Genomic DNA, 26066 nt, shown 5'->3' with positions numbered 1-26066 from the left:
TTTCACATGTTTGCATCCGCGACAAGCGGGACCACAAGCGGTCTTCGCAGCCTTTTCATCCGGGGCGCCGCCATCATCTCGGGCCTGTTTCTTGCGGCATGCGAGCCCGTGGGCGGGCTGGGTCAGGCCAGCGGCCCCGAGACCGGGCAGGTGATCACCGCAGGCGAACCCGTGCGCGTCGCGCTGCTGGTTCCGGGGGGCTCTGGCTCGGCCGATCTGGACTGGCTGGCGCGCAGCCTGCGCAATTCGGGACGGATGGCGGCGGCCGACGCGCAAGGCGCGGCGATCGACCTGCGCGTCTATGACAGCGGCACCACCCCCGACACCGCCGTGGCCCAGGCCAATGCAGCGGCCGATGCGGGCGCGCAGATCATCCTTGGCCCGCTTTTCGCGGAATCCGCCAATGCGGTCGGGCGCGCCATGCTGCCGCGCAACATCAATGTGCTGTCCTTCTCGAACAACACGCAGGTCGCGGGGGGCAATGTCTTCATCCTGGGCAACAGCTTCGAGAATGTGGCCGACCGGCTGGTCTCGCACGGGCTGTCGCAGGGCAAGCGCAACGTGCTGCTGGTGGCCGAGGACGACGTGGCGGGCCAGTTGGGCGCCCGCGCCATCGAACAGGCCATCGCCCGCAAGGGCGCGCGGCTTGCGGGGCGGATCGATCATCCGGTCTCGGTCACGGGGATCGACGGCGCCGCGCCGGGCATCGTCTCGGCCGCCCGCTCGGGGCAGGTGGACGCGATCTTCATGACGGCCAACAACCAGGCCGTGCTGCCCTATCTGACGGAAAGCCTGGCGCAGGCGGGCGTCAGCTCGCAGGCCACGCAGCTCATGGGCCTGACGCGGTGGGACCAACCCGCCGACCGCCTGTCCATGCCGCAACTGGCCGAGGGCTGGTTCGCCATTCCCGATCCCTCGCTCATGGCGCAGTTCGAGGCCCGCTATCGCCAGGCCCATGGCGAGGCCCCTCATCCGCTGGCCTTCCTGGCCTATGACGGCACCGCGGCCATCGCCTCGCTGGCGCGGTCGGGGCGGCGCAATGCGCTGACGACGACCGGTCTGACGCAGCGGTCGGGCTTTTCCGGCGTGGGCGGGCTGTTCCGGCTGAACCGCGACGGCACGGCAGAACGCGGGCTTGCGGTCGCCACGATCCGCAACGGGCAGCTTGTGGTGATCGACCCGGCGCCGCGCAATGCGCGCGGGCTGGGGTCGTGACACCGCGCAGGGCCCGCCCCGCATGAACGTCACCCCGCAGGCCGCGCCGGACGCGCTGCCCGATCCGCTGGACCTGCGCGCCGCGCTCGACGCGGCGCTGGAGGGCCAGAGCGAACCGCGCCGGATCCGCGCCCTGAGCGTCGCACTGATCGCCGAGGCGCGCGCCGGCGCCCTGGCCGGGATCGAGGCGGATTTCGCCCGCAACCCCCGCGCCGCCCGCGAGATGGTGCGCGCCATCGCCTCGGTCACCGACAGCACGGTCATCGCCGTGCATCATGTGGCGACGGAATGGCTGCATCCGCTGAACGCGTCCTCGGATACCGAGCGGCTGGCGGTGCTGGCGGTGGGCGGATACGGCCGGGCCGAGATGGCGCCCGCATCCGATGTGGATCTGCTGTTCCTGACGCCCTGGAAGATCACCGCCTGGGCCGAAAGCGTCGTCGAATCGATGCTCTACATGATGTGGGACCTAAAGCTGAAGATCGGCCATTCGATCCGCAGCATCGACGATTGCCTGCGTCTGGGCGAGGCGGACATGACGATCCGCACCTCGCTGGTGGAAAAGCGGCTGGTCACGGGCCATGCGCCGCTGGCGCTGACGCTGCGCGACCGGCTGTGGTCGGAATTGTTCGAGCGCACCATCCCCGAATTCATCGAGGCCAAGCTGGACGAACGCGCCTCGCGCCATGCGCGGCAGGGCGGGCAGCGCTATGTGCTGGAACCCAATGTCAAAGAGGGTAAGGGCGGCCTGCGCGACCTTCAGACCCTCTACTGGATCGCGAAATACATCCACCGCGTTGACCGGGCGGTCGAGCTGGTCGATCTGGGCGTCTTCACCCGCGACGAGCATCTGGCCTTCTGGCAGGCTGAGGATTTCCTCTGGGCCGTGCGCAGCCACCTGCACCTGATCGCGGGGCGGCCGGTCGATGTCCTGTCCTTCGACATGCAGGTCGAGGTCGCGCGCCGCATGGGCTATGCCGACGGCCCGGCAAGGCGCGCGGTCGAGTTCTTCATGCAGGATTACTTCCGCCACGCCACCCGCGTGGGCGAGTTGACCCGGGTCTTCCTGACCGAGCTTGAGACGCGCCATGTGCGGACCGCGCCGATCCTCGGGCGGCTGTTCCGGCGCAGGCGCAAGATGCGGGCGGGGTTTGCTGACCAGCAGGGGCGGCTGTCCTACGACAACGAGGCGCAATTCCTTGCCGATCCGCTGAACATCCTGCGCCTGTTCGAAGAGGCCTTGCGCACCGGCATCCTGATCCATCCCGACGCGATGCGGCTGGTGGCGGCGAACCTGCACCTGATCGACGAAAAGGTGCAATCCGACCCCGAGGCCACGCGCATCTTCATGGACCTGCTGCTCAAGCACGGCAATCCCGAACGCGCGCTGCGGCGGATGAACGAACTGGGCGTGCTGGCCGCCTTCATCCCGGAATTCGAGCCGGTCGTGGCGATGATGCAGTTCAACCATTATCACCACTACACGGTGGACGAGCATTCGATCCAGTGCGTCGCGGCGCTGGCGGCGATCGAACGGGGCGAACACCCCTCGGACCTGCCGCTGTCCTCCGAGATCATGCAGGCGGGCGGCATCAACCGCCGCGTCCTCTATCTGGCGACGCTGCTGCACGATATCGGCAAGGGCCGGCCCGAGGATCACTCGATCCTGGGCGCGCGGATCGCCCGGCGGATCGCGGCGCGGTTCGGTTTCGCGCAGGATGACGTGGATACGGTCGAATGGCTGGTGCGCCATCACCTGCTGATGTCGGACGTGGCGCAGAAACGCGACATCGCGGACCCGCGCACCCTGCGCGACTTCGCCAAGGCCGTGAAGACGCGCAAGCGGCTGGACCTGCTGCTGGTCCTGACGGTCTGCGACATCCGCGGCGTCGGCCCCGGCACCTGGAACAACTGGAAGGCCGCGCTCTTGCGCAAGCTGCATCAGGAAACCGCTGCCGCACTGGAAAACGGGCTGGAGGAGCTGAACCGCGACCGCCGCCAGGCCGAGGCCAAGCGCAGCCTGCGCCATATGCTGGTCGCCAAGGGCTGGGATGCGCGCGACATCCGGGCCGAGCTGGGGCGCCATTACGACAGCTACTGGCCGGGCCTGACCACACGCACGCAGGCCAGCTTTGCCCAGATGCTGCACCAGATCACCCCCGAGGAGATCCGCATCGAGATGCGCGCCGATCCCGACCGGGACGCGACGCAGGCGGCCTTTGTTCTGGCCGACCATCCAGGGATCTTCTCGCGGCTGGCGGGCGCGCTGACGCTGATGGGCGCGAACGTGGTCGATGCGCGCACCTACACGACGCGCGACGGCTATGCGACGGCGGTCTTCTGGGTGCAGGATGCCGAAGGCCACCCCTTTGCCGAGGATCGGCTGCCCCGCCTGCGCCAGACCATCCTGCGCACCCTTGCCGGGGAAATCGTCGCCCGCGAGGCTTTCGCCACCCGCGACAAGCCGAAAAAGCGCAACCGCGAGTTCCGCTTTCCGACGCATATCACCTTCGACAACGAGGGCAGCGACATCTACACGATCATCGAGGTCGATACCCGCGACCGTCCCGGCCTGCTTTACGACCTGACCCGGACGCTGGCGGCGAACCACATCCAGATCGTCAGCGCGGTCATCGCCACATTCGGCGCGCAGGTGGTGGACAGTTTCTACGTCAAGGACATGTTCGGGCTGAAGCTGCACAGCGCCGCCAAGCGCGACGGGCTGGAAAAGAAGCTGCGCGCGGCCATTGCCGACGGGGCCAAACGGGCAGAGGCATAAGACCATGAGAACCGGACTGGTGCGCGGCTTCCTCGCCGTGGGAAGCTGGACCTTCCTGTCGCGGCTGACGGGCTTTGCCCGCGACATTCTGATGGCGCGCTGGCTGGGCAGCGGCGCGGTCTCTGACGCGTTCTTCGTGGCGCTGGCTTTGCCCAACATGTTCCGCCGCTTTTTCGCCGAAGGGGCCTTCAACACGGCCTTCGTGCCGATGTTCTCGAAGAAGCTGGGTGACCGAGAGGAGGCCGAGGGCTTCGCGCGTGACGCCTTCAACGGGCTGTTCTTCTGCACGCTGGTCCTGACCGCCATTGGCATGATCGCGATGCCGGGGCTTGTCTGGCTGATGGCGGCAGGGTTTCAGGGCGATGCGCGTTTCGATCTGGCGGTCGAATACGGGCGGATCATGTTCCCCTATATTCTGCTGATCTCGCTTGCGGCGATGATCTCGGGGGTGCTGAACGCCAATGGCCGCTTTACCGCAGCCGCCGCCGCGCCGGTGCTGCTGAACCTGCTGTTCCTGGCCGCAATGGCGCTGGCGCGGGTGATGGGCTGGGATATCGGCCTGACGCTGGCCTGGGCCACGCCCCTGACCGGCATCGCGCAGCTCGGCCTTGTCTGGTGGGATGCGCGCCGGCACGGCTGGCGCTTTGCACCCCGCCTGCCCCGCCTGACGCCCGAGATGCGACGGCTGGTCCGCGTGGCCATGCCCGCCATTCTTGCGGGGGGCGTGGTGCAGATCAACCTGCTGGTGGGCCGTCAGGTCGCCTCGCGCTACGAGGGCGCGATCTCGTGGCTAAACTATTCCGACCGGCTTTACCAACTGCCGCTTGGCATCGTCGGCGCGGCGGTGGCGGTGGTGCTGCTGCCCGAACTGGCGCGGCGGCTCGAGGCAGGCGACGCGGCGGGCGGGCAATCGGCCTTTAACCGCGCGACCGAGTTCGGCCTGTTCCTGACCCTGCCCGCCGCCTTTGCCATCGCGGTGATCGCCGAGCCGATGGTCAGCACGCTTTACGAACGCGGCGCGTTCACCGCATTCGACACGCAGCAGACGGCGGCAGCGCTGCTGGTCTATGCGCTTGGCCTGCCGGCCTTCGTGCTGCAAAAGATCCTGCAACCGCTTTACTTCGCGCGCGAGGATACGCGCACGCCCTTCCGATATGCAGTCCATTCGATGATCGTGAACGCGGTCGTGGCCTTCGGGCTGATGCCGGTGATCGGCTTTCTGGCGGCGGCCCTGGCCACGACGCTGGCGGCCTGGGTCATGGCGGCGCAGCTCTGGTGGGGCAGCCGCAGGATGGGCGAGGCGGTGCGCGTCGATCCCCGCCTGCGCCGCGCCCTGCCCCGGCTTCTGGCCTGTTCGGCGCTGATGGCGCTGGCGCTTTGGGGCATGCGCGAGGGGCTGGCCGACTGGCCGCGCATCCCCGCGCTGGCGATCATGGTCTTCGGGGGCGCGGCGCTTTACTTCGCGCTGGCCTTCGTGATCGGCGGCTACCGGCCGTCCGAGCTGAAAGCCGCCCTGAAACGCGGTTAACGCTGGCGGATCTGCGCCAGCGCGCGTTTCAGTCCGCCATCGACCAGCAGGAAGGACAGCAGGAAACCGACGCCGAAGCCCGCGATTTCCGCGATCCAGCCGTGACCCTGCGCGCCATAGACCAGCCCGAAGACCAGCTGGAACAGCAGCAGCATCCCGATCAGCAGGAAGGCCCGCATCCGGTTCGCATTCTCGGCCGCAAGCCGCGTCCACAGCAGGAAGGTGAAGGCGCCGACCAGCCCGTAAACCGCCGGATAGCCTCCGATCAGAGGCGCGTTGCGCGCACCGATCATGGGCAGGATCGCCGCATGGATCAGCGCGCCGCCGATGGCCGAGCCGAAGAACAGCGCCAGCACCGCCCAGGGGCGGAAGTTCTGCGCGACCATGTTGCCAAGCGCCAGCGTGAAGACCACCACGAACAGCGCATGCGTCAACGAGCCATGCACGAAGCTGAAGCTGAGCGCGCGGTAAAGCTGCCCGGTATCGACGACGCCCAGTTCCCACATACGCTGCGCCAGTTCTGGCCGAAATGCTGCGTATCCGATGCTGTTCAACCGCAGCCCCACCCCCTGCGCGCCACCGATCACGCCCCAGGCACCAAGGGCAAAGACCGCCTCCAGCGCGACGATGGGCAGAGCCAGAAGCCAGATCACCGGCGGCAGCGGGTTCAGAGGCGATTGCGTCAGCATCGAGGGGTCGCGCATTGGGGCTCCTTGCCGGTTGCGAACGGGTCGGGCAACCGCTAAGCCACGGGGCAGAAAATTCCAAGGCAGGCCGCTCATGTCCGACCCGATCAACGCATCCTTCCGCCCGCGCATCTTTTCGGGCATCCAGCCCTCGGGCGGGCTGACGCTTGGCAATTACCTCGGCGCGCTCAAACGCTTTGCCGCCCTGCAGGGCGGCGAGGCCGAGACGATCTATTGCATCGTCGATCTGCACGCGATCACCGTCTGGCAGGACCCGGACACCCTGCGCGCCCGCATCCGCGAGGCGGCGGCGGCCTTCATGGCGGCGGGCGTGGACCCGGCGCAGTCAATCCTGTTCAACCAGTCCCAGGTCAGCGCCCATGCCGAGATGGCCTGGCTGTTCAACACGGTGGCCCGCGTCGGCTGGATGTACCGGATGACGCAGTTCAAGGACAAGGCCGGCAAGAATGCCGAGAATGTCAGCCTGGGCCTTCTGGCCTATCCGGCGCTGATGGCGGCCGACATCCTGACCTATCAGGCGACCGCCGTGCCGGTGGGCGAGGATCAGAAGCAGCATCTGGAACTGACCCGCGACATCGCGGCCAAGTTCAACCATGATTACAAGGTGAACCACTTCCCCATCACCGAACCCCTGATCGAGGGCGTGGCCACCCGCGTCATGTCCCTGCGCGACGGGTCGAAGAAGATGTCGAAATCCGACCCCTCGGATGCCAGCCGCATCAACCTGACGGATGACGCCGACACGATCGCGCAGAAGATCCGCAAGGCCCGCACCGATGCCGACCCCCTGCCCGGCCAGATGGACGGCCTCAAGGACCGCCCCGAAGCGCGCAACCTGGTCAATATCTATGCCGCCCTGTCCGACGAGACGCCCGATCAGGTCCTCGCGCGGTTCGAGGGTCAGGGCTTCGGCGCCTTCAAGCCCGCCCTGGCCGAGATCGCAGTCGAGACCCTGTCGCCCATCACCCGCCGGATGAGCGAATACATGGCCGATCCCGCCCAGATCGACCGCATCCTGGCCGACGGCGCGAACCGCGCGGACGCCATCGCGCGCCCGATCCTGGACCGGACCAAAGAGATCATGGGCCTGCTGGCCACCCGCGCCTGACCCCCCGAAGGATCACCCGCCGATGCGGGACCGAATGCCGGGGCCACCTTGCCCCGGCATTCGCATATCCGCACGAGAGATCGGTAACGGCCTCTCTCGGATTCGGCCTGATTCTGGTTAATGCAGGGCCCTTGGCTTGTATCGGCATCGCAGAGCGACGGCCGATACGGCAAGCCGGCGGACGAAAACGGCCTTGATGCAGATGTGTTTAGATCATTCGCACGGCAATTTACGCATTTTCCCTGTCTGGCATACCGAAACCCGGCCGGAACGCGACGCGATAAATGATTTTTTCTTTCGTTATCAGTTAACTGTCAGGGAAACCCATCCACTCGCAAGGCTTTACATCCTTTTAGCAGTTTAATTACCCATTCGTTGACGAAAAGGCATCCGGACGGCCATCTCGACCCCAAGCGATCTAGGATTTATGTCAGTGTAAACAGGGGACTGCCATGAGCAACAACGACATCACCGTCGCAAACACCAGCACAGTTGTGCAGGGCGTCACCGTCAGCAACGCAACGGCGGCGGATGGCACACCCCTCCGCGACGACACAATCACGATCACGCGGACCGGCACGAATGCCGGAACCAACACGTTCAGCGGCAACAACCGCTTTGTCGGCATCAACCTCGGCGCTGGGAACGACACGCTCATCGGCGAGGACATGATCTGGCGCCGCGCTGGCGACCCGACTGTCGCATTCGACAACATCTCGATGCAAGGCGGCAACGACTCGGTCAGCCTGTTCCGCAGCGCCTTCACCGACATCAACATGGGTGACGGCAACGACACCCTCATCATGGAACTGTCGGCAGGTCGCAACGTCACGATGGGCTCGGGCGACGACTCGGTCCGTCTGGGCGGCGATTCCACCGCGACGCTGAGCGATGCGGAACTGGCGCAGAAATCCGGCGCGCCGCAGATGGTCATCGACGGTGGCACCGGCATCGACACGCTGAACCTTCAGGGCGATTGGACCGTCACGCTGTCTTCTGGCAATGTCGTCATCGACGCGAACAACAACGGCGTCGTCGATGCCGGCGACATCACGACCAGCGTGTTCAACAGCACGAACGCCGATCAGATCATCCGCTTCCCGTCCGTCCTGAGCGGCACGGTCGACTTCGGCACGATCACGCTGTCGAACGGCAACACGCTGCCTTCGCGCGTCACCTTCGCCAATTTCGAGGCGATCAACGCGGTCTGCTTCACCGCCGGAACCCTGATCGAGACCGCCCGCGGCACCCTCAAGATCGAGGACCTGCGCGAAGGCGATCTGGTCCAGACCCGCAACGGCATGAAAGCCCTGCGCTGGATCGGCAAGCGCCGCCTGGACGCCGTGGACCTGCGCGCCAACCCCAAGCTGCTGCCGGTCATCGTGCCCGCAGGCGCCTTCGGCAACGGCCTGCCCAAGCGCGACATCAGCTTCTCGCCGCAGCACCGGTTGCTGATCCGCTCGGCCATCGCGGAACGCATGTTCGGCTCGGCCGAGGTTCTGGTGCCGGTCAAGCAGCTGGTCGGCTATGCGGGCATCGACACCCAGGGCGACGCGCAGAACGTCACCTATTTCCACCTGATGTTCGACAAGCACGAGATCGTCAGCGTCGAGGGGATCGAGGCCGAAAGCCTGTATCCCGGCAAGCAGGCCCTGTCCTTCCTGTCCGACGACCAGCTGACCGAGCTGCGGTCGATCTTCCCCGAGTTCGACGCGATCTGCGAGGCCGACACGCTGGAGACCGCCGTGCCCTTCCTCAAGGGTCGCGAAGCACGGTCGCTGGCCGCCCGCCACGCAAAGAACGACCGCCCGTTCTACGGCTGAGCGGCTTTTTACCCAGCTTTCCTGATTCTAGTTAACGCGGGTCCCATCTTTCGGGGCCCGCGCCACCTTGCGTGGTGATCCCCGAAAGCGATGCCTTGAAAACGGGCAAGTTGTAATCGCTCTGTAAAAGATTTACAGCGCATTTTGCAACCTATGCGTGCTTACTTCTCCAAAGCAGCCCCTGATATCAACCTTTGCATGATGCGTGCACGGGATTTGTCCTTCATTTTCATCAACAAACGGACACGACACATCCGTTTGAGTGCCTCCCTATCCTTTCTGGCAGATTCATTAACTATTCGTTGACAGAGGCCCATCCTCGCGGCTATTTCGCTATCAATCGATGTAAATTTTACCCGAGTGTAAATGGGAACCCGCCATGAGCAACAACAACGTCACCGCCCTTGATAGCAGCACCGTCGCGCAGGGCGTCACGGTCAGCAACGCCACGGCGGCGGATGGCACGCCCCTCCGCAACGACACAATCACGATCACACGGACCGGCACGAATGCCGGAACCAACACGTTCAGCGGCAACAACCGCTATGTCGGCATCGACCTTGGCGCCGGGAACGACACGCTCATCGGCGAGGACATGATCTGGCGCCGCGATGGCAGCCCGACTGTCGCATTCGACGACATCTTGATGGAGGGCGGCAACGACTCTGTCAGCCTGTTCCGCAGCGCCTTCACCGACATCAACATGGGTGCCGGCAACGACACCCTCATCATGGAATTGTCGGCGGGCCGCAACGTCACGATGGGCTCGGGCGACGACTCGGTCCGTCTGGGCGGCGATTCCACCGCGACGCTGAGCGATGCGGAACTGGCGCAGAAATCCGGCGCGCCGCAGATGACGATCGATGGCGGCACCGGCTCCGACACGCTGAACCTTCAGGGCGACTGGACCGTCACGCTGACCTCGAACGTCACCATCGACGTCAATAATAACGGCACTTTCGAGCCCGGCGTCGATATTGTCACCAACGTGTTCAACAACACGAATGCCAATGACATCATCGGGCTGCCGGCTGTTCTGACCGGCACGGTCAGCTTCGGCACAATCACATTGGATAACGGCAGCACGCTGCCTTCGCGCGTCACCTTCGCCAATTTCGAGGCGATCAACGCGGTCTGCTTCACCGCCGGAACCCTGATCGAGACCGCCCGCGGCACCCTCAAGATCGAGGACCTGCGCGAAGGCGATCTGGTCCAGACCCGCAACGGCATGAAAGCCCTGCGCTGGATCGGCAAGCGCCGCCTGGACGCCGTGGACCTGCGCGCCAACCCCAAGCTGCTGCCGGTCATCGTGCCCGCAGGCGCCTTCGGCAACGGCCTGCCCAAGCGCGACATCAGCTTCTCGCCGCAGCACCGGGTGCTGATCCGCTCGGCCATCGCGGAACGCATGTTCGGTTCGGCCGAGGTGCTGGTGCCGGTCAAGCAGCTGGTCGGCTATGCGGGCATCGACACCCAGGGCGACGCGCAGAACGTCACCTATTTCCACCTGATGTTCGACAAGCACGAGATCGTCAGCGTCGAGGGGATCGAGGCCGAAAGCCTCTATCCGGGCAAGCAGGCCCTGTCCTTCCTGTCGGATGACCAGCTGACCGAGCTGCGGTCGATCTTCCCCGAGTTCGACGCGATCTGCGAGGCCGACACGCTGGAGACCGCCGTGCCCTTCCTCAAGGGTCGCGAAGCACGGTCGCTGGCCGCCCGCCACGCAAAGAACGACCGCCCGTTCTATTCGTAAGCATTAGTCGTCAACTTTATCGAATGGCCCACTTTGCTCGATCAGGCAAAGTGGGCTAACACATGAATATGACAAGCGAACCCAAAATCTCTGAGTCGGAAGCCCGCAAGCTGCAGATCCTGTTCGGCAAGGATGTGGCCGAGCTGGACAAGCTGCTTCCTTTGGCGCGTCAGATGCACAAGGAAAGCATTTTTTCCGACATGCCGTTCGACCTGCCGCAACTGGAAAAGGTCGTGAACGACCTCAAGGGCGAAACCGGCTATCACGGCGCGGTCTATGTCGAATATGACGGTGAGCCTGTCGCCTTCGCCTATTTCAACTTCTGTCCGATGATGGGCAGCCGCAAGACCTGGATTACGGTCATGCACACGATCTATATCCGCAGCGATATCCGCTCGACCCCGCTTGGCGGCTATATCTGGGACCGGATCATGATGGCCGTGCGCGCTTGGTCGGCGCCGCGCGGATCCAAGGGTCTGATGTTCAACGTCGTCTCGGGCATCGCCATCGAGGAAACCGACATGGTCCTGCGGGCAAACGGGGCCACCCATCTGGGCGGCAATTACTTCATGCGGCTCTGACAGGGCGCCGGTTTTCCCGAAGTTATCGTTTCGAAAGTGCCTGATCCATGACCCAGACCCGCGTCGAAACGAGCGCAACAGACAGCGATGCCCCGATCATCACCGGCCTGTCCTGTCGCCTGCCCTCGGCGCGCGGAAACGACGCGGTCTGGGATGCGCTGGCGCAGGGACGCTGCACGGTCACATCGCTGCGCAGCCTGACCTTTGATCCCGCGCAATATCTGGACCCCCACCAGAACCGCCGCGGCAAGACCTATACGCTGGCCGCCGGTCAGGTGGACGGGCTTTTCGATTTCGACGCCAGCTTCTTCGGGATCAGCCCGCGCGAGGCGGTCCATATCGACCCCCAGCAGCGCATGATGCTTGTCGCCGTCTGGGAGGCGATCGAGGATGCGGGTCTCTCGCCCGCCGATCTGGCCGGGGACCGCACCGGCGTGTTCGTGGGATCGTCCATCGTCGAGAACATTTCGCTTTACTACGCCGATACGGCACGGTCGGGGTCCAGCTTCTCGCTTGGCAACACGCTGTGCATCATCGCCAACCGCGTGTCGGCCTTCTTCGATTTCGGCGGGCCGAGCTATGCGATGGACGCGGCCTGCGCCTCGTCGCTTTATGCACTGCATCAGGCGTCCGAGGCGATCCGGACGGGCCAGGTCGATACCGCCATCGTCGGCGGGGTCCATGCGCTTCTGTCGCCCGGCGGGTTTGTCGGCTTCTCGCAGGCGCGCATGCTGTCGCCGACGGGTCTTTGCCGGGCCTTCGACGCCTCGGCCGACGGCTATGTCCGGTCCGAGGCCTGCGTGGCGCTGGTCCTGCAAAGCCCCCGCACCGCCGAGGCGATGATGGCGCGCAAGCGCGCGCGGCTTCTGGCGACGGGGGCCAATACGGACGGCGCGGCCTCGCAGCTGACGGTGCCGTCGTCGCTGCGCCAGGAACAGCTGATGGATGCGGTCCTGACCCGCAGCGACCGCGACCCGGACGATCTGGCCTTCTACGAGGCGCATGGCACCGGCACCCAGGTCGGCGACCCCGTCGAGGCGCAGTCCATCGGCCGCTCGATGGGTATGCTGCGGACGAACCCGCTGCTGATCGGCTCGGCCAAGACGAATTTCGGCCATGCCGAGCCTGCCGCGGGGCTGATCGGCACGGCCAAGGTCCTGCTGACCATGCAGCATCGCGCCCTGCCCGCCTCGCTGCATTTCAAAGAGCCGAACCCGAATATCGACTTCGAGGCGCTCAATCTCGAGGTGAACACCGCGCTGCGCCCGCTGGCCGAAGATGGTCCGCTGCTGGCGGGGGTGAACGCTTTCGGCTTCGGCGGCACGAACGTCTCGGCCATGCTGGAAAGCTGCGATCCCGCGCCGCGCCGCCTGCATCCGGGCGCCGCCATCGACGGCCCGCGCCGCTGGCTGATGCTGTCGGCCGGCTCCGAGACCTCGCTGCGCCGGCTGGCCGCCGATTGGGCCGATGCGCTCGAGGACGCCGATCCGGCCCTGCGCGCCGAGATGGCGGCGGCCGTCGCAGCCCGCGCCTCGCTGGCGCATCGGCTGGCCTTGCCGCTGGACGATCAGACCCCCGCGCGCCTGCGCGTGATCGCGCAAGGCATCCCGGACGAGGCGCCCGAGGGCGTGATGCTGGGTCAGTCCGCGCTGGTCCGCGCCCGCACCGTCCTGGCCTTTCCCGGCAACGGCGCGCAGGTGCCGGGCATGGGCGTGGCGCAGTATCGCGACGATCCGGTCTTCCGCGCGGCCTTCGACGATGTGGCGCGGGCGATGCAGGCGCAGGGCGTCGATGATCTGGTCGGCCTGATGCATGCCGAGGATCTGGGCGACCGGCTGGGCAGCCCGTTGGTCGCGCAGCCGCTGCTGTTCGGCTATCAGGTCGCGCTGGCACATAGCCTGATCGGGGCCGGGCTGCGCATGGACGCGGTGGTCGGCCATTCCGTGGGCGAGATCGCGGCCCTGCACATGGCGGGCTGCTTCGATCTGGACGCGGCGGCGCGGATCATCGTCACCCGCTCGCGCGCCTTCGAGCAGTTGCGCGGCAAGGGCGGCATGGCCGTCGTCGCGGCAACCGCCGCCGATGTCGAGCGCGCGATCCAGGGCCTGTCCGAGCCCGATCTGGCCATCGCCGCCATCAACAGCCCTCGTTCCGTCACCGTGGCCGGGCCGACCTCGGCATTGACGCGGCTGTCGCGGGTGACGGTCGCGGGCAAGCGCCTGCCGATGGTGCGCCTGAAGATCGAGATCCCCTATCACTCGCCTCAGGTCGAGGCGCTGCGAGAGCAGTTCGAACGCGACCTTCAGGGCCTGACCCTGACCGCCCCGCGCGTGACGGTCGGCGGCGCGGCCCTTGGCCGGGTTTTGGCGCCACGCGATTGCTCGCTGGACTATTTGTGGCGCAATGCCCGCGATACGGTCCGCTTTTCGGAAACGCTGCAGGCGCTCAGCGCGGACGGCCCCTGTCAGGTGATCGAACTGGCACCGACGCCGGTCATCCAGGGCAATGTGCGCGATATCGCCCGCTATGGCGGCGCGGCGCTGGATCATGTCCTGCCGGTCGAACTGGCCGCGGAGGGCGGGTCCCGCGACGCCGTGATCGCCCGCGCCTGGAGCCGGGGCGTCGCCATCGACGGCGCGCGCCTTGCCGGGAATCGCAGCGGTCCGGCACCAACGCTGCCGCATTATCCGTGGGACGAGGCCGAATACCGCACCCCCCTGTCGCCCGACGGGCTGGATGCCTGGGGCGAGGAAAGCCGCCGCAATCTGGTCGGCCGTCGCGCCGACCGCGACAGCGCGGTCTGGATGACCGACATGACCCCGACCCGGCCCTCCTGGATCGCGGATCACAAGGTCGGCGGCAATATCGTCCTTGCGGGCGCGCTGCTGGCCGAAATGGCGCTGAGCGCCGCGACCGAGCTTTGGCCCGACAGCGCGGTCGAGCTGCGCCATTTCGACATCCTCGCCCCGACCCTGATCGAGGGCGAGGGCGTGCGCCTGCGGACCATGATCGACGAGACCAGCGGTGCGGTGACGCTGCAACAGCGCCCGCGTCTGACCGACAGCGCCTGGACGCTGGTGGCCCGCGGCGTGCTGCGGCGCCTCTCGGGCGAGGTTGCGGCGCCTGCCCGCGCGCGGGCGGGGGCGGAACTGCCGGTCGATGACCTCTATGATTTCCTGACGGCGCGGGGGCTGGAATACGGCCCGGCCTTCCGGCGCATGGCAGGCGCGCGGGCGATCCGGCGCGATGCGGTGCGTCTGTCCCTTGCCCCCGCCGTCACGGGCGAGCGTTTCGCGCTGGACCCGACGGCTCTGGACGCGGCTTTCCACGGGATCGCCGCCATCGCCCGCACGCTGATCGAGGGCAAGGCGGGCGCCGATCACGCCGATATCGCCGATGCGCTGCGCGAGGGCGCGATCCTTCTGCCCACGCGGATGGGGCGGCTGCGGCTGCTGGCGCCGGAAGGCATGCCCGCTCAGGCGGTGCTGCGGGTGACGCGCCTGCGCCGCCGCTCGGTTCTGGTCGATATCCTGCTTGAGGATGAGGCGGGCAGACCCATCGCCCTGCTGGACGAGGGCGAATTCACGCTGGTCCGGCTGGACGCCGCAACGCGGATCGCGCCGACGCAGATCGCCAATCACCGCATCCGCCTGCGTCTGCCCGGCGCACCCGTTCGCCTGCCCAAGGGCTGGGCGCGGCCTGCCACGGCGCTTGCGCGGATCGGCGCCGAGGACGCGCCCCTGGACAGCCCCCTGCGTCAGGCGCTGGCCGCGCTGCATGCCGCGCCCGAGGGCGACCGCGACGCGCTGGCCGCCGTGCTGCACCTCTGCCCCGATCTGGCGGACGATCTGCGTGCGCGGGCCCTGGCCCGGTCCGGGACCGACCCGCGCGACACCGCGCTTTACGGGTTGGGTCAGCGGCTGCTTTCGGCCGAGGCCGGGCGCATCATCGACCTTCTGGCCGCGCGCTGGCCATCGGATCAGCGGCTTTCGGTGATGGTGACGGGCCTGCCCGATCCGGGCCTTCTGCGTCGATTGCGGGGCCGGTCCGATCTGGACGGGCTGACGCTCTGGGCGCCCGATCCCGAGACGCGCGGCCTGATCGCGCAGGTCCTGCCCCCCGATCTGGCCGCCCTGCTGGTCGAGGAAGCCCGGCCCGGCAGCGCCGATCTGGTCCTGTCCCTTGGCGGGCCTGCCCCCCTGGAGGCACTGGCCGAGGGCGGTCTGGCCATCGCGCTGGACCTGCCCGACCTGTCACCCGCAGAACCGACGCCCCTGCGCACCGGCTGGCTGAATGGCGGCCCGCTGCCCTTGCGGCTGGCGCTGACGCATGGTCCGGCGATCCCCGCGCCCGAGACCGCGCCCGTCACGCCGCTGCTGCTTGAGCCGCGGCCCGAGGGGCTGCCCGCCGATCTGGCCGCACTGCTGCCCGACCCGGCCGAGGCGCCCGGCAAGCCCTCGCACCGGCTGCTGGTGCATGTGCACAAGGCGGGCGACAGCGTGCCCGAGGCGCTGACCGCGATGCTGATGCGGCTCAAGGTGCAGGCGCCGCAGGACAAGGCGCCGCTGATCGTGCTGGCGCTGGATGCCGATGGCGATGCCAGTTTCGGCCCGCTTGCGGCGGGTCTATGTTCTGCGGTGCGGACGGCCTCGAACGAATATGGCGACCGCGCGCTGCGGCTGATCACGCTGGCCCATGACGCGCAGCGCCCTTCCTCGCTGGAGCCTCTGCTGCGCCTGTCCGACGCAGAACCGGTGATCCACGCCACCGCCACGAGCCTTTGCGGCGAGCGTGTGCGCCGGCTCTCGGACGTGCCCACGCCCGGCCCCGCCTTGGCCCTGCGGCAGCGCGATGCCGGGCGGCTCGAGACGCTGGACTGGCGCTCGGCGCCGCGTCCGCGCCCCGGACAGGGCGAGGTCGAGGTCGAAGTTCTGGCCACCGGCCTCAACTTCCGCGACGTGATGTCGGCGCGCGGGCTTCTGTCGGAACGCATCCTCGATGCCGGGGCCTCGGGCGCCGGGATGGGGATGGAATGCGCGGGTATCGTGCGGCGGCGCGGCAAGGGGACCAGCCTGCCCGAGGGCGCGCTGGTCATGGGTTTCGCGCGTTCGGCCTTTGCCTCGCATGTGATCCTGCCCGAGGATGCGCTATCGCCCTTGCCGCCCGGTGTCGCGCCCGAGGCCGCGGCGGGCCTGCCGGTGGCCTTCGTCACCGCATGGGAGGCTTTGTGCAACCTGGCCCGCCTTGCGCCGGGCGAGACGGTGCTGATCCATGGCGGCGCGGGCGGCGTCGGTCTGGCCGCGATCCAGATCGCGCGCGACCGGGGCGCGCGGGTGCTGGCCACGGCGGGGACGCCGGAAAAGCGTGATCTGGCGCGCGCTTATGGTGCGGATCAGGTTTTCAACAGCCGCGACCTGTCCTTTGTCGATGACGTGATGGCGGCGACGGGCGGGCGCGGCGTCGATCTGGTGCTGAACAGCCTCTATGGCGAGGCGATGCAGCGTTCGGTCGAATGTCTGGCCCCGTTCGGGCGCTTCGTCGAACTGGGCAAACGCGATTATCTTGAGGGCTCGCAGCTGGATCTGCGTCCCTTCGCGCGCAACCTGACCTATCACGGCATGGATCTGGACCAGCGCCTTGCCGCCGATCCCGACCGCGTGGCCCGGACCATGCACGAGATCACGGCGGCCTTTGCCGAGGGACGGTTGCGGCCGATCCCGGTGACGGTCTTTGGCGCCTCCGAGGTCGAAGAGGCATTCCGCCACATGCTGGCCGCGCGCCATACCGGCAAGATCGTCATTCGCCCGCCGCAGCCGGGCCGCACGGGACGCGCTGCACCGCTTCGCGATCACTGGGTCATTCTGGGCGGCACAGGCGGCGTCGGGCTGGCGCTGGCGCGCTGGCTTCTGGACCGTGGGGCGACGCATGTGCATCTGCTGTCGCGCTCGGGCGATCTGGGCCTTGGGCTGGGCGCGATCGGGCGTTGGGCGCGGGCCGAGCCCCGGCTGAGCCTGCACGCCGTCGATGGCACCGACCGCGCGGCGATGGAGGCATTCCTCGCCGAACGCGCGCAGGCCGGGCATCGCATCGGCGGCGTGATCCACGGTGCGATGGTGCTGCGCGACCGGCTGTTCAACGATCTGGACAGGGTCGAGGCGCGACAGGTCATCGACGCCAAGCTGGCCGTCGCCCAGACGCTGGCCGATCTGCTGCGCGCGGGCCGCCTGTCGCCCGATCATGTGCTGTTCCTGTCCTCGATCGCGGCGCATCTGGGCAATCCGGGGCAGGCAGCCTACAGCGCCGGGAATGCCGCGATGGAGGCCCTGTCGGCGCAGCTGCGCGCCGAGGGGCATCCGACGCTGGCCATCGGTCTGGGCGCGATCCGCGACACGGGCTATCTGACCCGCAACGCCGCCGTCGCCGCGCAATTGTCCAAGATGGACGGCGTGGGCTTCCTGCGGATCAGCGAGGTGATCGCGGAACTGGACCGGGCGCTGGCCACCGGCACGGATCGCGGCCATTGCCTTGCGCCGGTCAACTGGGCGCGGCTGGCGCCGATGCTGCCCGCGCTGCAGACGGCGGTCTTCAGGTCGCTGGTCCCTGCATCGGCTTTGAACACCCGCCCTTCGGGCGAGATGGTCGAGACGCTGAAGCGGCTGGAATGGCCCGCAGCCCTGGCCATGGTCGAGAACGAGCTGCGCACGATCCTGTCGGGCATCATGCGGATGTCGCCCGACCAGTTCGACCCGAACCGGCCCTTCAAGCGCTATGGCCTCGATTCGCTGATGGCGCTGGAATTGCGGATGGAGGTCGAAAGGCGGCTTGGCACTCCGATCACGACCTTCTCGCTGAACGAGGACATGACCGCCGCCCGCCTTGCGGCCGTCATGGTCGAGCGGATCAAGTCCGATGACGCTGGCGACGGCGCTGCGGACGGTGCCGCCGAGACCGCGAATGATGACGGGAGCCCCGCGTGACGCAGATCCAGCAGCTTGCCTTTGACGACCCCCGCCTGAGGCTGCGGGTCGGTGCCGCCAGCACCGGGGATGCGCTGACGCGCTCGGCCATGCTGATCCTCGATGATATGCTGGATGCGCATCGCGAAAAGGTCCTGTCGGCCCCCTCGGTCGGGATTCCAGTCAGGCTTTTGTCGATCAAGCGGGCGGACCGGGTGCAGCATCTGCTGAACCCCCGGCTGACCACCGCCGGAGAGATCCGCATGAACCGGGGCGAGCATCACCCCCAGACCGGCCCGCTGCGGCGCAATGTCTGGCGTGCCCGCAAGATCACGCTGACGGGGCAGGACCTGTCGGGCCGCGACCAAATCATCGCGCTGGACGGCGATCTGGCCATTCAGGCGCAACAGGGTCTGGACCTGTTCGACAAGCCGAGGCCCTTCGACTGGATCACCGGGTCGCACATGATCTGGCTTCGCAGCGACAAGCCCGAGGTCAAGGCGCGTTTCGCCAACATGCAGGCCGCGTTCTTCGCCGCCCCCGATCGCGGCGATCCCAAGGCGGCATCGGTCCCGATCCGCGCCCTGGGCAGCGACCGGGTCGAGTTCCTCGACGATGCCATGCGCCCGGCGGGCGTGCTTGATGCGCTGCATCCTCTGCAGCCCGTCGCGCCCGACGATCAGGCGCTGCTGGCGGCGATCATCGCCATGACCACGCTGCGCAGCGCGCTGTGGCTGTCGCCGATGGCGGCACCGGTGATCGTGTCGCTGCTGTCGCTGGTGGCGCGGGCGCGGGTTCGGCATGCGGCGCGGGACTGGCCGCGCAATGCCTTTGGCCTGATGGGGCTTGTCCCCTCGGTGACCGAGGCCGCGACGGATCAGGACGGCATGCCGCTGGATCTGTCGGAACGCCATGACATCGTGGTGCTGGCCTCGGATCATGCGGCGCTTGGCGGGACCGACCGGATCGCGAACCTGCGCCGTCTGGGCAAGGCCCTGAACGGGCATGGCGGCGCGCTGTTCATCACCGCGCCGGACCCGGACGCAGAGCTGATGCGTGCGATGTCGGTCGTCTTTCCCGCGGTGGCCACGCTGCCCCATGAGGGCGGCGTGATCCTGATCGGGGTGCATTCGCGCCCGGCGCTTGACAATGCCACGGCCCGCGTCCTTGCCATCGCCGGCCAGCACGAGATCGACGGTATCACCCGCCATCTGGCCGCGCTGAGCGTCAGCGCGCCGACGGGCCAGGATCAGGACGGGTCGGCGACATGACCGCCCTGCCCCCGAACGACGACGCGCCGCCCGTTCCGGCGATCGCTTCGGAAGGGGCCGCCCCCAAGGCCCTGTTCCTGCATCGCGGCGGTTTCGGCCAGTTCGAGTTTCTGGGCAAGTGGCTGGCCGATCAGGGCTGGCACGTCACCTTTGCCATGGCGGGGGACGGGCCGGACCGACAGGACGGGAACGTCCATATCCGCCATTTCCGCCCCCGCAACCTTGGCCTGCCGCGGCACGATTTCCGGCATCCGCTGGATTACGCGGCCGTCAATTGCCTTGGCGGGGCGGAATTGATGGACCGGATGCTGCATGACGAGGGCTATCACCCCGACATCGTCATGGCGCATGTCGGCTGGGGCGTCGGCCTGTCGGTCAAGCAGATCTGGCCGCGCTGCCGTTACATCGCCTATCACGAATGGTATTACGGCGACTGGAACTGGGACAAGCAGCGCGCCGAACTGCCTGCCGATTTCACCAAGATGGTCGGCGACCGGATGCGCAATCTGGTGATCGGCGGCGAGTTCGATCTGGCCGACGACAATTGGTGCCCGACCCGCTTTCAGGCCAGCCGCTTTCCGCCCAAGCTGCGGGCGCAGGTGCGGGTCATCTCGGACGGGGTGGATTGCGAGAAGCACAGCCCCGACCCCGAAGCGCGGATCGATTTCGACTGGGTGCGCCTGCCCAGGGGGCGCAAGGTGCTGACCTATGCCACCCGCGGGATGGAGCCTCTGCGCGGCTTTCCGCAATTCCTGCGCGGGTTGGAGCGTCTGCAGCGACAGCGCGACGATTTCGACACGGTGATCCTGGCCAATGAAAGCGTCTCTTATGGCCAGCAGCTTCCGCCGGGCGACAGCTGGTGGCTGCGGATGGTGGCCGAACTGGAACTGGACCACAGCCGCATCCATGTAAACTCGATGCGCCCGCGCGCGGAATATGTGAAGGTCCTGCAGGCCTCGCACGCGCATGTCTATTTCACCGAACCCTTCGTGACCTCGTGGTCTTTGTCCGAGGCGCTGGCGATCGGGGCGCTGATCATCGGTTCCAACACCGCGCCCGTGACCGAGATGGTCGAGGACATGGAGAACGGCATCATCGTGGACATGGACGACCCCGACGAGATCGCCGAGATGATCGCCTGGGCCTTCGACAATCCGGACGAGGCCGCCGCCCTGCGGCAAGAGGCGCGCCGCCGCATCCTTGACCAGCATGAGGCCGGAAAGGTCTTTCAGCAGAAACGCGACCTGCTGACGGCGATGATCGGGCGCTAGGTCTCGGCCAGGTTGGGGTGGTCGGCGCCCCAGATCCGGGCGATGTCGCGCGACAGCATCCGCGCCTCGGCCCGGTCCAGCGCTGCCAGCGCGCGTTCGGCGTCGCCCTGATGGCGCGACAGGGCGCGCGCCCAGGTCTTGCGCACCGATCGCGGGCTCCAAGGCAGGCGGGCCTGGGACAGCCAGCGCCTGAGGGGCAGCGGCAAGGCATCGTAATCGCGCATCGGATCGGCATGGCGGCGCGCCCGCAGGGAGGTCCTGACATTGCGTCGGCTCATCGTGCGGGCCTCTGGCGGGGCATGGTTCGGGTCATGGCGGATTCGCGTAATGTTATCTTGTATCAATTACGCCGCCGCCGATCCCGAGGCAAGCCCTGCTAGTGAAAGTCGCGGCTGGGAAACAGGATGCGTGCCTGATCGCGGGGATGGCGGACCGAGGCCGGTGCGCGCGGGCGTGGCGCGTCATCGGCCTGTGGCGCGGTCTCGCCCACCTGACCGCCAAGGGGATGGCCCAGCCGGGACAGGCGGTCGGACAGGTCCTCGACCTGTGCGGCGATGACGTGGATCACGCTCGCCTCTTTCTGAACCCGCCCGGTGACGCGCAGAAGCCGCCCCGTCATCACGGCGCGGCGGAACCGGTCGTGGATGGCGGGCCAGACGACGATGTTGGACACGCCCGTCTCGTCCTCAAGCGTCAGGAAGATCACCCCCGAGGCCGTGCCAGGCCGCTGCCGGGTGATGACCAGACCGCAGACACTCACCCAGCCCGACGCCGCCGCCAGACCGGAATGCGGGGTCAGGCCCGGCAGGTCGGGACGCAGCAGCTCCATCGGGTGGGCGCGCAATGTCAGCCGGGTGGACAGGTAATCCTCGACGACCTCTTCGCCCAGATGCATGGCGGGCAGGGTCACGGGGGGCTCGGCCAGCCCCTCTCCGTCCAGCGGGTCCGAGAACAGCGGCAGCGCCTGCGGCGCGCTGATCGCCTTGACCGACCACAAGGCGTCGCGCCGCGACAGGCCCATGCCCGCGAAGGCATCGGCCTCGGCCAGCCGCGTCAGGACCGGGGGCGCCAGCCCGGCCCGCAGCCACAGGCTTTCGGGATCGGGATAGCCATTGCCGCGCGCCGACAGGATGCGACTGGCATCGGGCTGGCGGAAGCCCTTGATCTGCCGGAACCCCAGCCGCAGCGCCCAGGCGCCGTCGGCGCGGCGTTCCAGCCCGTTATCCCAGTGCGAGCGGTTCACGCAGATCGGCCGGATCTCGACCCCGTGTTCGCGGGCGTCGCGGATGATCTGGGCGGGGGCGTAGAACCCCATCGGCTGGCTGTTCAGAAGCGCGCAGGCAAAGATCGCCGGGTGGTGGCATTTCAGCCATGACGACACATAGGTCAGCATGGCAAAGGCCGCCGCATGGCTTTCGGGAAAGCCGTAATCGGCAAAGCCCTCGATCTGGGAAAAGCATTGTTCCGCGATCTCGGGGCTGTAGCCGTTCTCCAGCATCCCCTGCACGAAACGCGCCTTGTGCAGGCCGATCGTGCCCATGCGCCGGAACGAGGCCAGCGAGCGGCGCAGGCGGTCGGCCTCTTCAGGGGTGTAGCCCGCGCCCACCACCGCGATCTGCAGCGCCTGTTCCTGAAACAGCGGCACGCCAAGCGTCTTGCGGGTGATCGCTTCCAGTGCGGGGCCGAAGGGTTCGGGGCGTTCCAGACCCTGACGGCGGCGGATATAGGGCTTGACCATGCCGCCCTGAATCGGGCCGGGGCGCACGATGGCGACCTCGATCACCAGATCGTAGAAGGTCGCGGGCTTCATCCGGGGCAGAAAGTTCATCTGAGCGCGGCTTTCGACCTGAAACACCCCCACCGCATCGGCCCTTTGCAGCATCGCATAGGTGGGCTTGTCCTCTTGCGGGATGGTGGCCAGTGTCAGGGCCTGCCCTTCGTGGCTGTCCAGCAGGTCCAGCGCCTTGCGGATGCAGGTCAACATACCAAGCGACAGCACATCGACCTTGAGGATACGCAGCGCGTCGATGTCGTCCTTGTCCCATTCGATGAAGCTGCGCCCCTCCATCGCGGCATTGCCGATCGGGCAGACCTCGTCCAGCCGGCCGCGGGTGATGACGAAACCGCCGACATGCTGGCCCAGATGGCGGGGAAAGCCGATGATCTCGCGGATCAGCGCCATGGTCTGGGCCAGCCGCCTTTCGGTCGGGTCCAACCCGATCTCGCGCAGCCGGTCGGGCGCGGTGCCGCCATTCGAGATGCCCCAGACCTGCCCCGCCAGCGCCGAGGTGATGTCGGCGCCCAGCCCCATCGCCTTGCCCACCTCGCGGATCGCCGCGCGCGAGCGGAAATGGATCACCGTCGCGCAAAGGCCCGCCCTTTCGCGGCCATAGCGGTCATAGATCCACTGGATCACCTCTTCGCGGCGTTCATGTTCGAAATCGACATCGATATCGGGCGGCTCGTTGCGGTGGCGCGAGACGAAGCGTTCAAAGACCATGCCGATCATGTCGGGGCTGACATCGGTGATGCCAAGCGCCCAGCAGATGATCGAATTCGCCGCCGAGCCGCGCCCCTGACACAGGATCCCCCGCCCCCGCGCGAAGGCCACGATGTCATGGACGGTCAGGAAATAGGGCGCATAGCCCAGATCGGCCACGACCGACAATTCCTTGTCCATCAGCGCCTGATAGCGGGGCGGCACGCCTTCGGGGCAGCGCCGGGCCAGCCCCTCGCGGGTCAGGCGGGCCAGCCTGTCCTGCGGGGCCTCGGTGCCGGTGGATTCGTCGGGGTAGTCATGGGCCAGTTCCGACAGGTCGAAGGCGACCATGTCCGCGATCTCGACGCTGCGGCGCAGGGCGGCGGGGTGGTCGCGGAACAGACGCGCCATGTCCGCCGCACCCTTGAGGCGGCGTTCGGCATTGGGCAGGGCATGGGTGCCGATGCGGTCGATGGTCAGGCCCTTGCGGATGCAGGTCAGCACATCCGCCAGAGGCCGCCGCGCCGCGCGGTGCATCAGCACGTCGCCCAGGGCCACCATCGGCGCCGCTGTCCGATGCGCCATCGCCGCGCAAATGCGGAACCAGTCCTGATCCGTGCCGTCATAGCGCGGCACGGCGCCGGTGAAGACATGGCCCGGAAAGCGCCGTCGCATACCCGCGATCAGCGCCTCGGCGGGCGGGGTCGCGCCCGGCTGCGGCAGGGCGATCAGCGCCATGCCCTGCCCTGCCGCCTCAAGATCGGCCAGATCCAGCAGGCATTCGCCCTTGTCCGCGCGCCGCTTGCCCAGGGACAGCAGCCGCGACAGGCGCTGATAGGCCGCAAGATCCAGAGGCAGCGCGACCCAGTCCAGCGGGCTGTCGCGCAGCACGATCCGCGCGCCCACCAGCAGGCGCGGCAGGCGCAGGACCGGGCCGGGCGTCAGCGCGCCCTCGGCCACGACCTGCCGGGACGAGGCATCCACCTGCCGGGCCGAACGGATCGGGACGCCCTGATCGGCGGCCTGTTCGCGCAGGTTGCGCAGCGCGGTCCAGGCGCGCACCACGCCCGCCAGCGAATTGCGGTCGGTGATGGCGATGGCGTGCAGGCCCAGTTCGGCGGCGCGCAGGACCAGTTCCTCGGGATGCGAGGCGCCGGTCAGAAAGGTGAAGTTCGAGGTGACGCAAAGCTCGGCGTAATCGGGGGCAGTCACAGGAATTCCCCCTGTACGAACCAGCCCGGTCTTTGCGGTGTGTGGAACATCCACAGGCGGCGGCCCTGCCGGGTCTCGACCTTCCAGTAATCGCGCAGGCCGCGGCCCAGATCGTCCTCGGCCCACCATTCGGGCGCGATGCGTTCGGGGCCGCTGGCCCGCGCCGTCACCAGCGCCATGCCGCGCCAGCGGAACCGGGCGGGCGGGGTGCTGCCGCGCGCGGTGACGGGTTCGGGCGGAAACAGCGTCAGCGGGCGGTCAGGGCGGATCGGGGCGGGGTCTGGCGCGGGCGCAGGACCGGATGCGGCGGGGACAAGCGCAAAGCTCTTTTCCGGGATGTGGCTGTCCATGGGACGAAAGCGGCGGATATTGTCCAGCCCGATCCGGCTGCCGATCCGCGTCAGAAGCGCATCCAGCCGGTCCGCCCCCGCCGCGCTGGAGCCGATCTGGAGGGGGGCCAGAGGCTCGACCCGCACTGCCTCGAGCCGCATCTGGTCGATGCCGAAACCGGCATCCACGCCCTCGACAGGGCGGGCGAACAGCGGCAGGATGCGGGCCGGATCGCGCATCGGCGCGGCCAGACGCAAGGGCAGTTCGCAACCCGCCCTGTCCACCCGGCGCAGGCCCAGAACCAGCGCCCGCGCGCCCAGATCGCGCGCCCGCAGCAGCGCGCAAAGCCGCTCCAGCAGCCGTTCCAGCCCGGCCATCACATCCGCGACCAGCCCGATCGGTTCCGGCAGGGTCAGCCGCACGGCAAGAGGCGCGGGCGGGGCCTGACCCGAGACCGGGTCCGGCAAATGGCCCAGTGCGCGGTCCAGCGGGTCCAGCACCGCGCGGCCAAAGCGGCGCGCAAGGGGCGCGCGGGGGGTGGCGGCCAGATCGCCGATACGGCGCAGGCCAAGCCTTTGTAGCCCCGTCACCTGATCCGAGGGCAGGCGCAGCGCCGCCACCGGCAGGGGCGCCAGCGCCTGCGCCGCCTGCCCCGGCGCCGCGATCCCCGGCGCAAAGCGCGCCAGCGCCCAGGCCGCACCCCGCGTATCGGCCAGCCCAGTGCGCAGGCTCAGCCCCGCCTGTGCGGCGCGGGCCTGCATGTCGGCCAGCATCGCGGCCTCGCCCCCCGCAAGCCCCGCCGATCCGGTGATGTCCAGAACCAGCCCGTCATCGCCGTCAAAGCCGACCCAGGGACAATAGCGCATCGACCAGCGTTGCAGCGCGACCAGCAGGCGGCGGTCGGCGGCCAGATCGGCATCGCGCAGGATCAGGTCGGGGCAATAGGCGCGCGCCTCGGGCAGGGTCATGCCGGGGCGCAGACCGGCGGTCTCGGCCTCGGCGTTCAGAGCATACAGGCGTTGGGCGTTGTTCTGGCGCAGGATCAGCGCCATCGGC

At 68.0% G+C, this 26066-nt stretch carries 14 protein-coding genes; 10 read left to right on the top strand and 4 right to left on the bottom strand.

What is annotated here, in order from left to right; genetic code table 11:
* Positions 1 to 6: 6 nt before the first annotated feature.
* From ACTZWU_RS10360 to murJ, 3 genes are read left to right on the top strand one after another with little or no spacing between them, the layout of a single operon-like run.
* A complete protein-coding gene (locus ACTZWU_RS10360; protein ID WP_444737283.1) occupies positions 7 to 1215 on the top strand; it encodes a penicillin-binding protein activator in 1209 nt (402 codons plus the stop codon).
* A gap of 22 nt (positions 1216 to 1237) precedes the next feature.
* Positions 1238 to 3994, top strand: coding sequence for a [protein-PII] uridylyltransferase (locus tag ACTZWU_RS10355; protein ID WP_444737282.1), 2757 nt, complete (start codon positions 1238 to 1240; stop codon positions 3992 to 3994).
* 4 nt (positions 3995 to 3998) lie between these two features.
* On the top strand, positions 3999 to 5522 hold the full coding sequence (murJ, locus tag ACTZWU_RS10350; protein WP_444737281.1) for a murein biosynthesis integral membrane protein MurJ: 1524 nt from the start codon (positions 3999 to 4001) through the stop codon (positions 5520 to 5522).
* On the opposite strand, the gene ACTZWU_RS10345 is transcribed toward murJ, so the two are convergent.
* Positions 5519 to 6226: a rhomboid family intramembrane serine protease gene (locus tag ACTZWU_RS10345; protein ID WP_444737280.1), complete on the bottom strand. Its 708-nt coding sequence runs from the start codon at positions 6224 to 6226 to the stop codon at positions 5519 to 5521. The genes murJ and ACTZWU_RS10345 overlap by 4 nt on opposite strands.
* Before the next feature lie 76 nt (positions 6227 to 6302).
* Here ACTZWU_RS10345 and trpS point away from each other — a divergent pair, with 76 nt between their 5' ends.
* The 7 genes from trpS (at position 6303) to ACTZWU_RS10310 (ending at position 20989) form a co-directional block, all read left to right on the top strand.
* On the top strand, positions 6303 to 7337 hold the full coding sequence (gene trpS / locus ACTZWU_RS10340; protein WP_444737279.1) for a tryptophan--tRNA ligase: 1035 nt from the start codon (positions 6303 to 6305) through the stop codon (positions 7335 to 7337).
* A 452-nt stretch (positions 7338 to 7789) separates the two neighbouring features.
* Positions 7790 to 9160 (top strand): Hint domain-containing protein, encoded by a 1371-nt coding sequence (locus ACTZWU_RS10335; protein ID WP_444737278.1) that lies wholly within the window; start codon positions 7790 to 7792, stop codon positions 9158 to 9160.
* 379 nt (positions 9161 to 9539) lie between these two features.
* On the top strand, positions 9540 to 10910 hold the full coding sequence (locus tag ACTZWU_RS10330) for a Hint domain-containing protein (protein ID WP_444737277.1): 1371 nt from the start codon (positions 9540 to 9542) through the stop codon (positions 10908 to 10910).
* Between the two features lie 62 nt (positions 10911 to 10972).
* A complete protein-coding gene (locus tag ACTZWU_RS10325) occupies positions 10973 to 11491 on the top strand; it encodes a hypothetical protein (RefSeq protein ID WP_444737276.1) in 519 nt (172 codons plus the stop codon).
* 47 nt (positions 11492 to 11538) lie between these two features.
* On the top strand, positions 11539 to 18468 hold the full coding sequence (locus ACTZWU_RS10320) for an SDR family NAD(P)-dependent oxidoreductase (protein WP_444737275.1): 6930 nt from the start codon (positions 11539 to 11541) through the stop codon (positions 18466 to 18468).
* The gene (locus tag ACTZWU_RS10315; protein WP_444737274.1) at positions 18465 to 19718 is read left to right on the top strand and encodes a peptide deformylase; all 1254 of its coding nucleotides are present in this window, start codon (positions 18465 to 18467) and stop codon (positions 19716 to 19718) included. The genes ACTZWU_RS10320 and ACTZWU_RS10315 overlap by 4 nt, the downstream gene beginning before the upstream one ends.
* Positions 19715 to 20989: a glycosyltransferase gene (locus tag ACTZWU_RS10310; RefSeq protein WP_444737273.1), complete on the top strand. Its 1275-nt coding sequence runs from the start codon at positions 19715 to 19717 to the stop codon at positions 20987 to 20989. Before ACTZWU_RS10315 ends, ACTZWU_RS10310 begins: the two co-directional genes overlap by 4 nt.
* Here ACTZWU_RS10310 and ACTZWU_RS10305 read toward each other — a convergent pair.
* From ACTZWU_RS10305 to ACTZWU_RS10295, 3 genes are all read right to left on the bottom strand, one after another.
* Positions 20986 to 21267 carry a DUF6525 family protein gene (locus ACTZWU_RS10305; RefSeq protein ID WP_444737272.1) on the bottom strand — a complete coding sequence of 94 codons (282 nt, stop codon included), beginning with the start codon at positions 21265 to 21267 and terminating at the stop codon, positions 20986 to 20988. The two genes, ACTZWU_RS10310 and ACTZWU_RS10305, sit on opposite strands and share 4 nt — an antisense overlap.
* Positions 21268 to 21365: 98 nt before the next feature.
* On the bottom strand, positions 21366 to 24680 hold the full coding sequence (locus ACTZWU_RS10300) for an error-prone DNA polymerase (RefSeq protein ID WP_444737271.1): 3315 nt from the start codon (positions 24678 to 24680) through the stop codon (positions 21366 to 21368).
* Positions 24677 to 26062: a Y-family DNA polymerase gene (locus ACTZWU_RS10295; RefSeq protein ID WP_444737270.1), complete on the bottom strand. Its 1386-nt coding sequence runs from the start codon at positions 26060 to 26062 to the stop codon at positions 24677 to 24679. The genes ACTZWU_RS10300 and ACTZWU_RS10295 overlap by 4 nt, the downstream gene beginning before the upstream one ends.
* Between the last annotated feature and the right edge of the window lie 4 nt (positions 26063 to 26066).

Origin of the sequence: Paracoccus sp. NSM, from assembly GCF_052379855.1 — a bacterium.
GTDB lineage: Bacteria > Pseudomonadota > Alphaproteobacteria > Rhodobacterales > Rhodobacteraceae > Paracoccus.
This window is presented reverse-complemented; position numbering and strand designations above follow the sequence as displayed.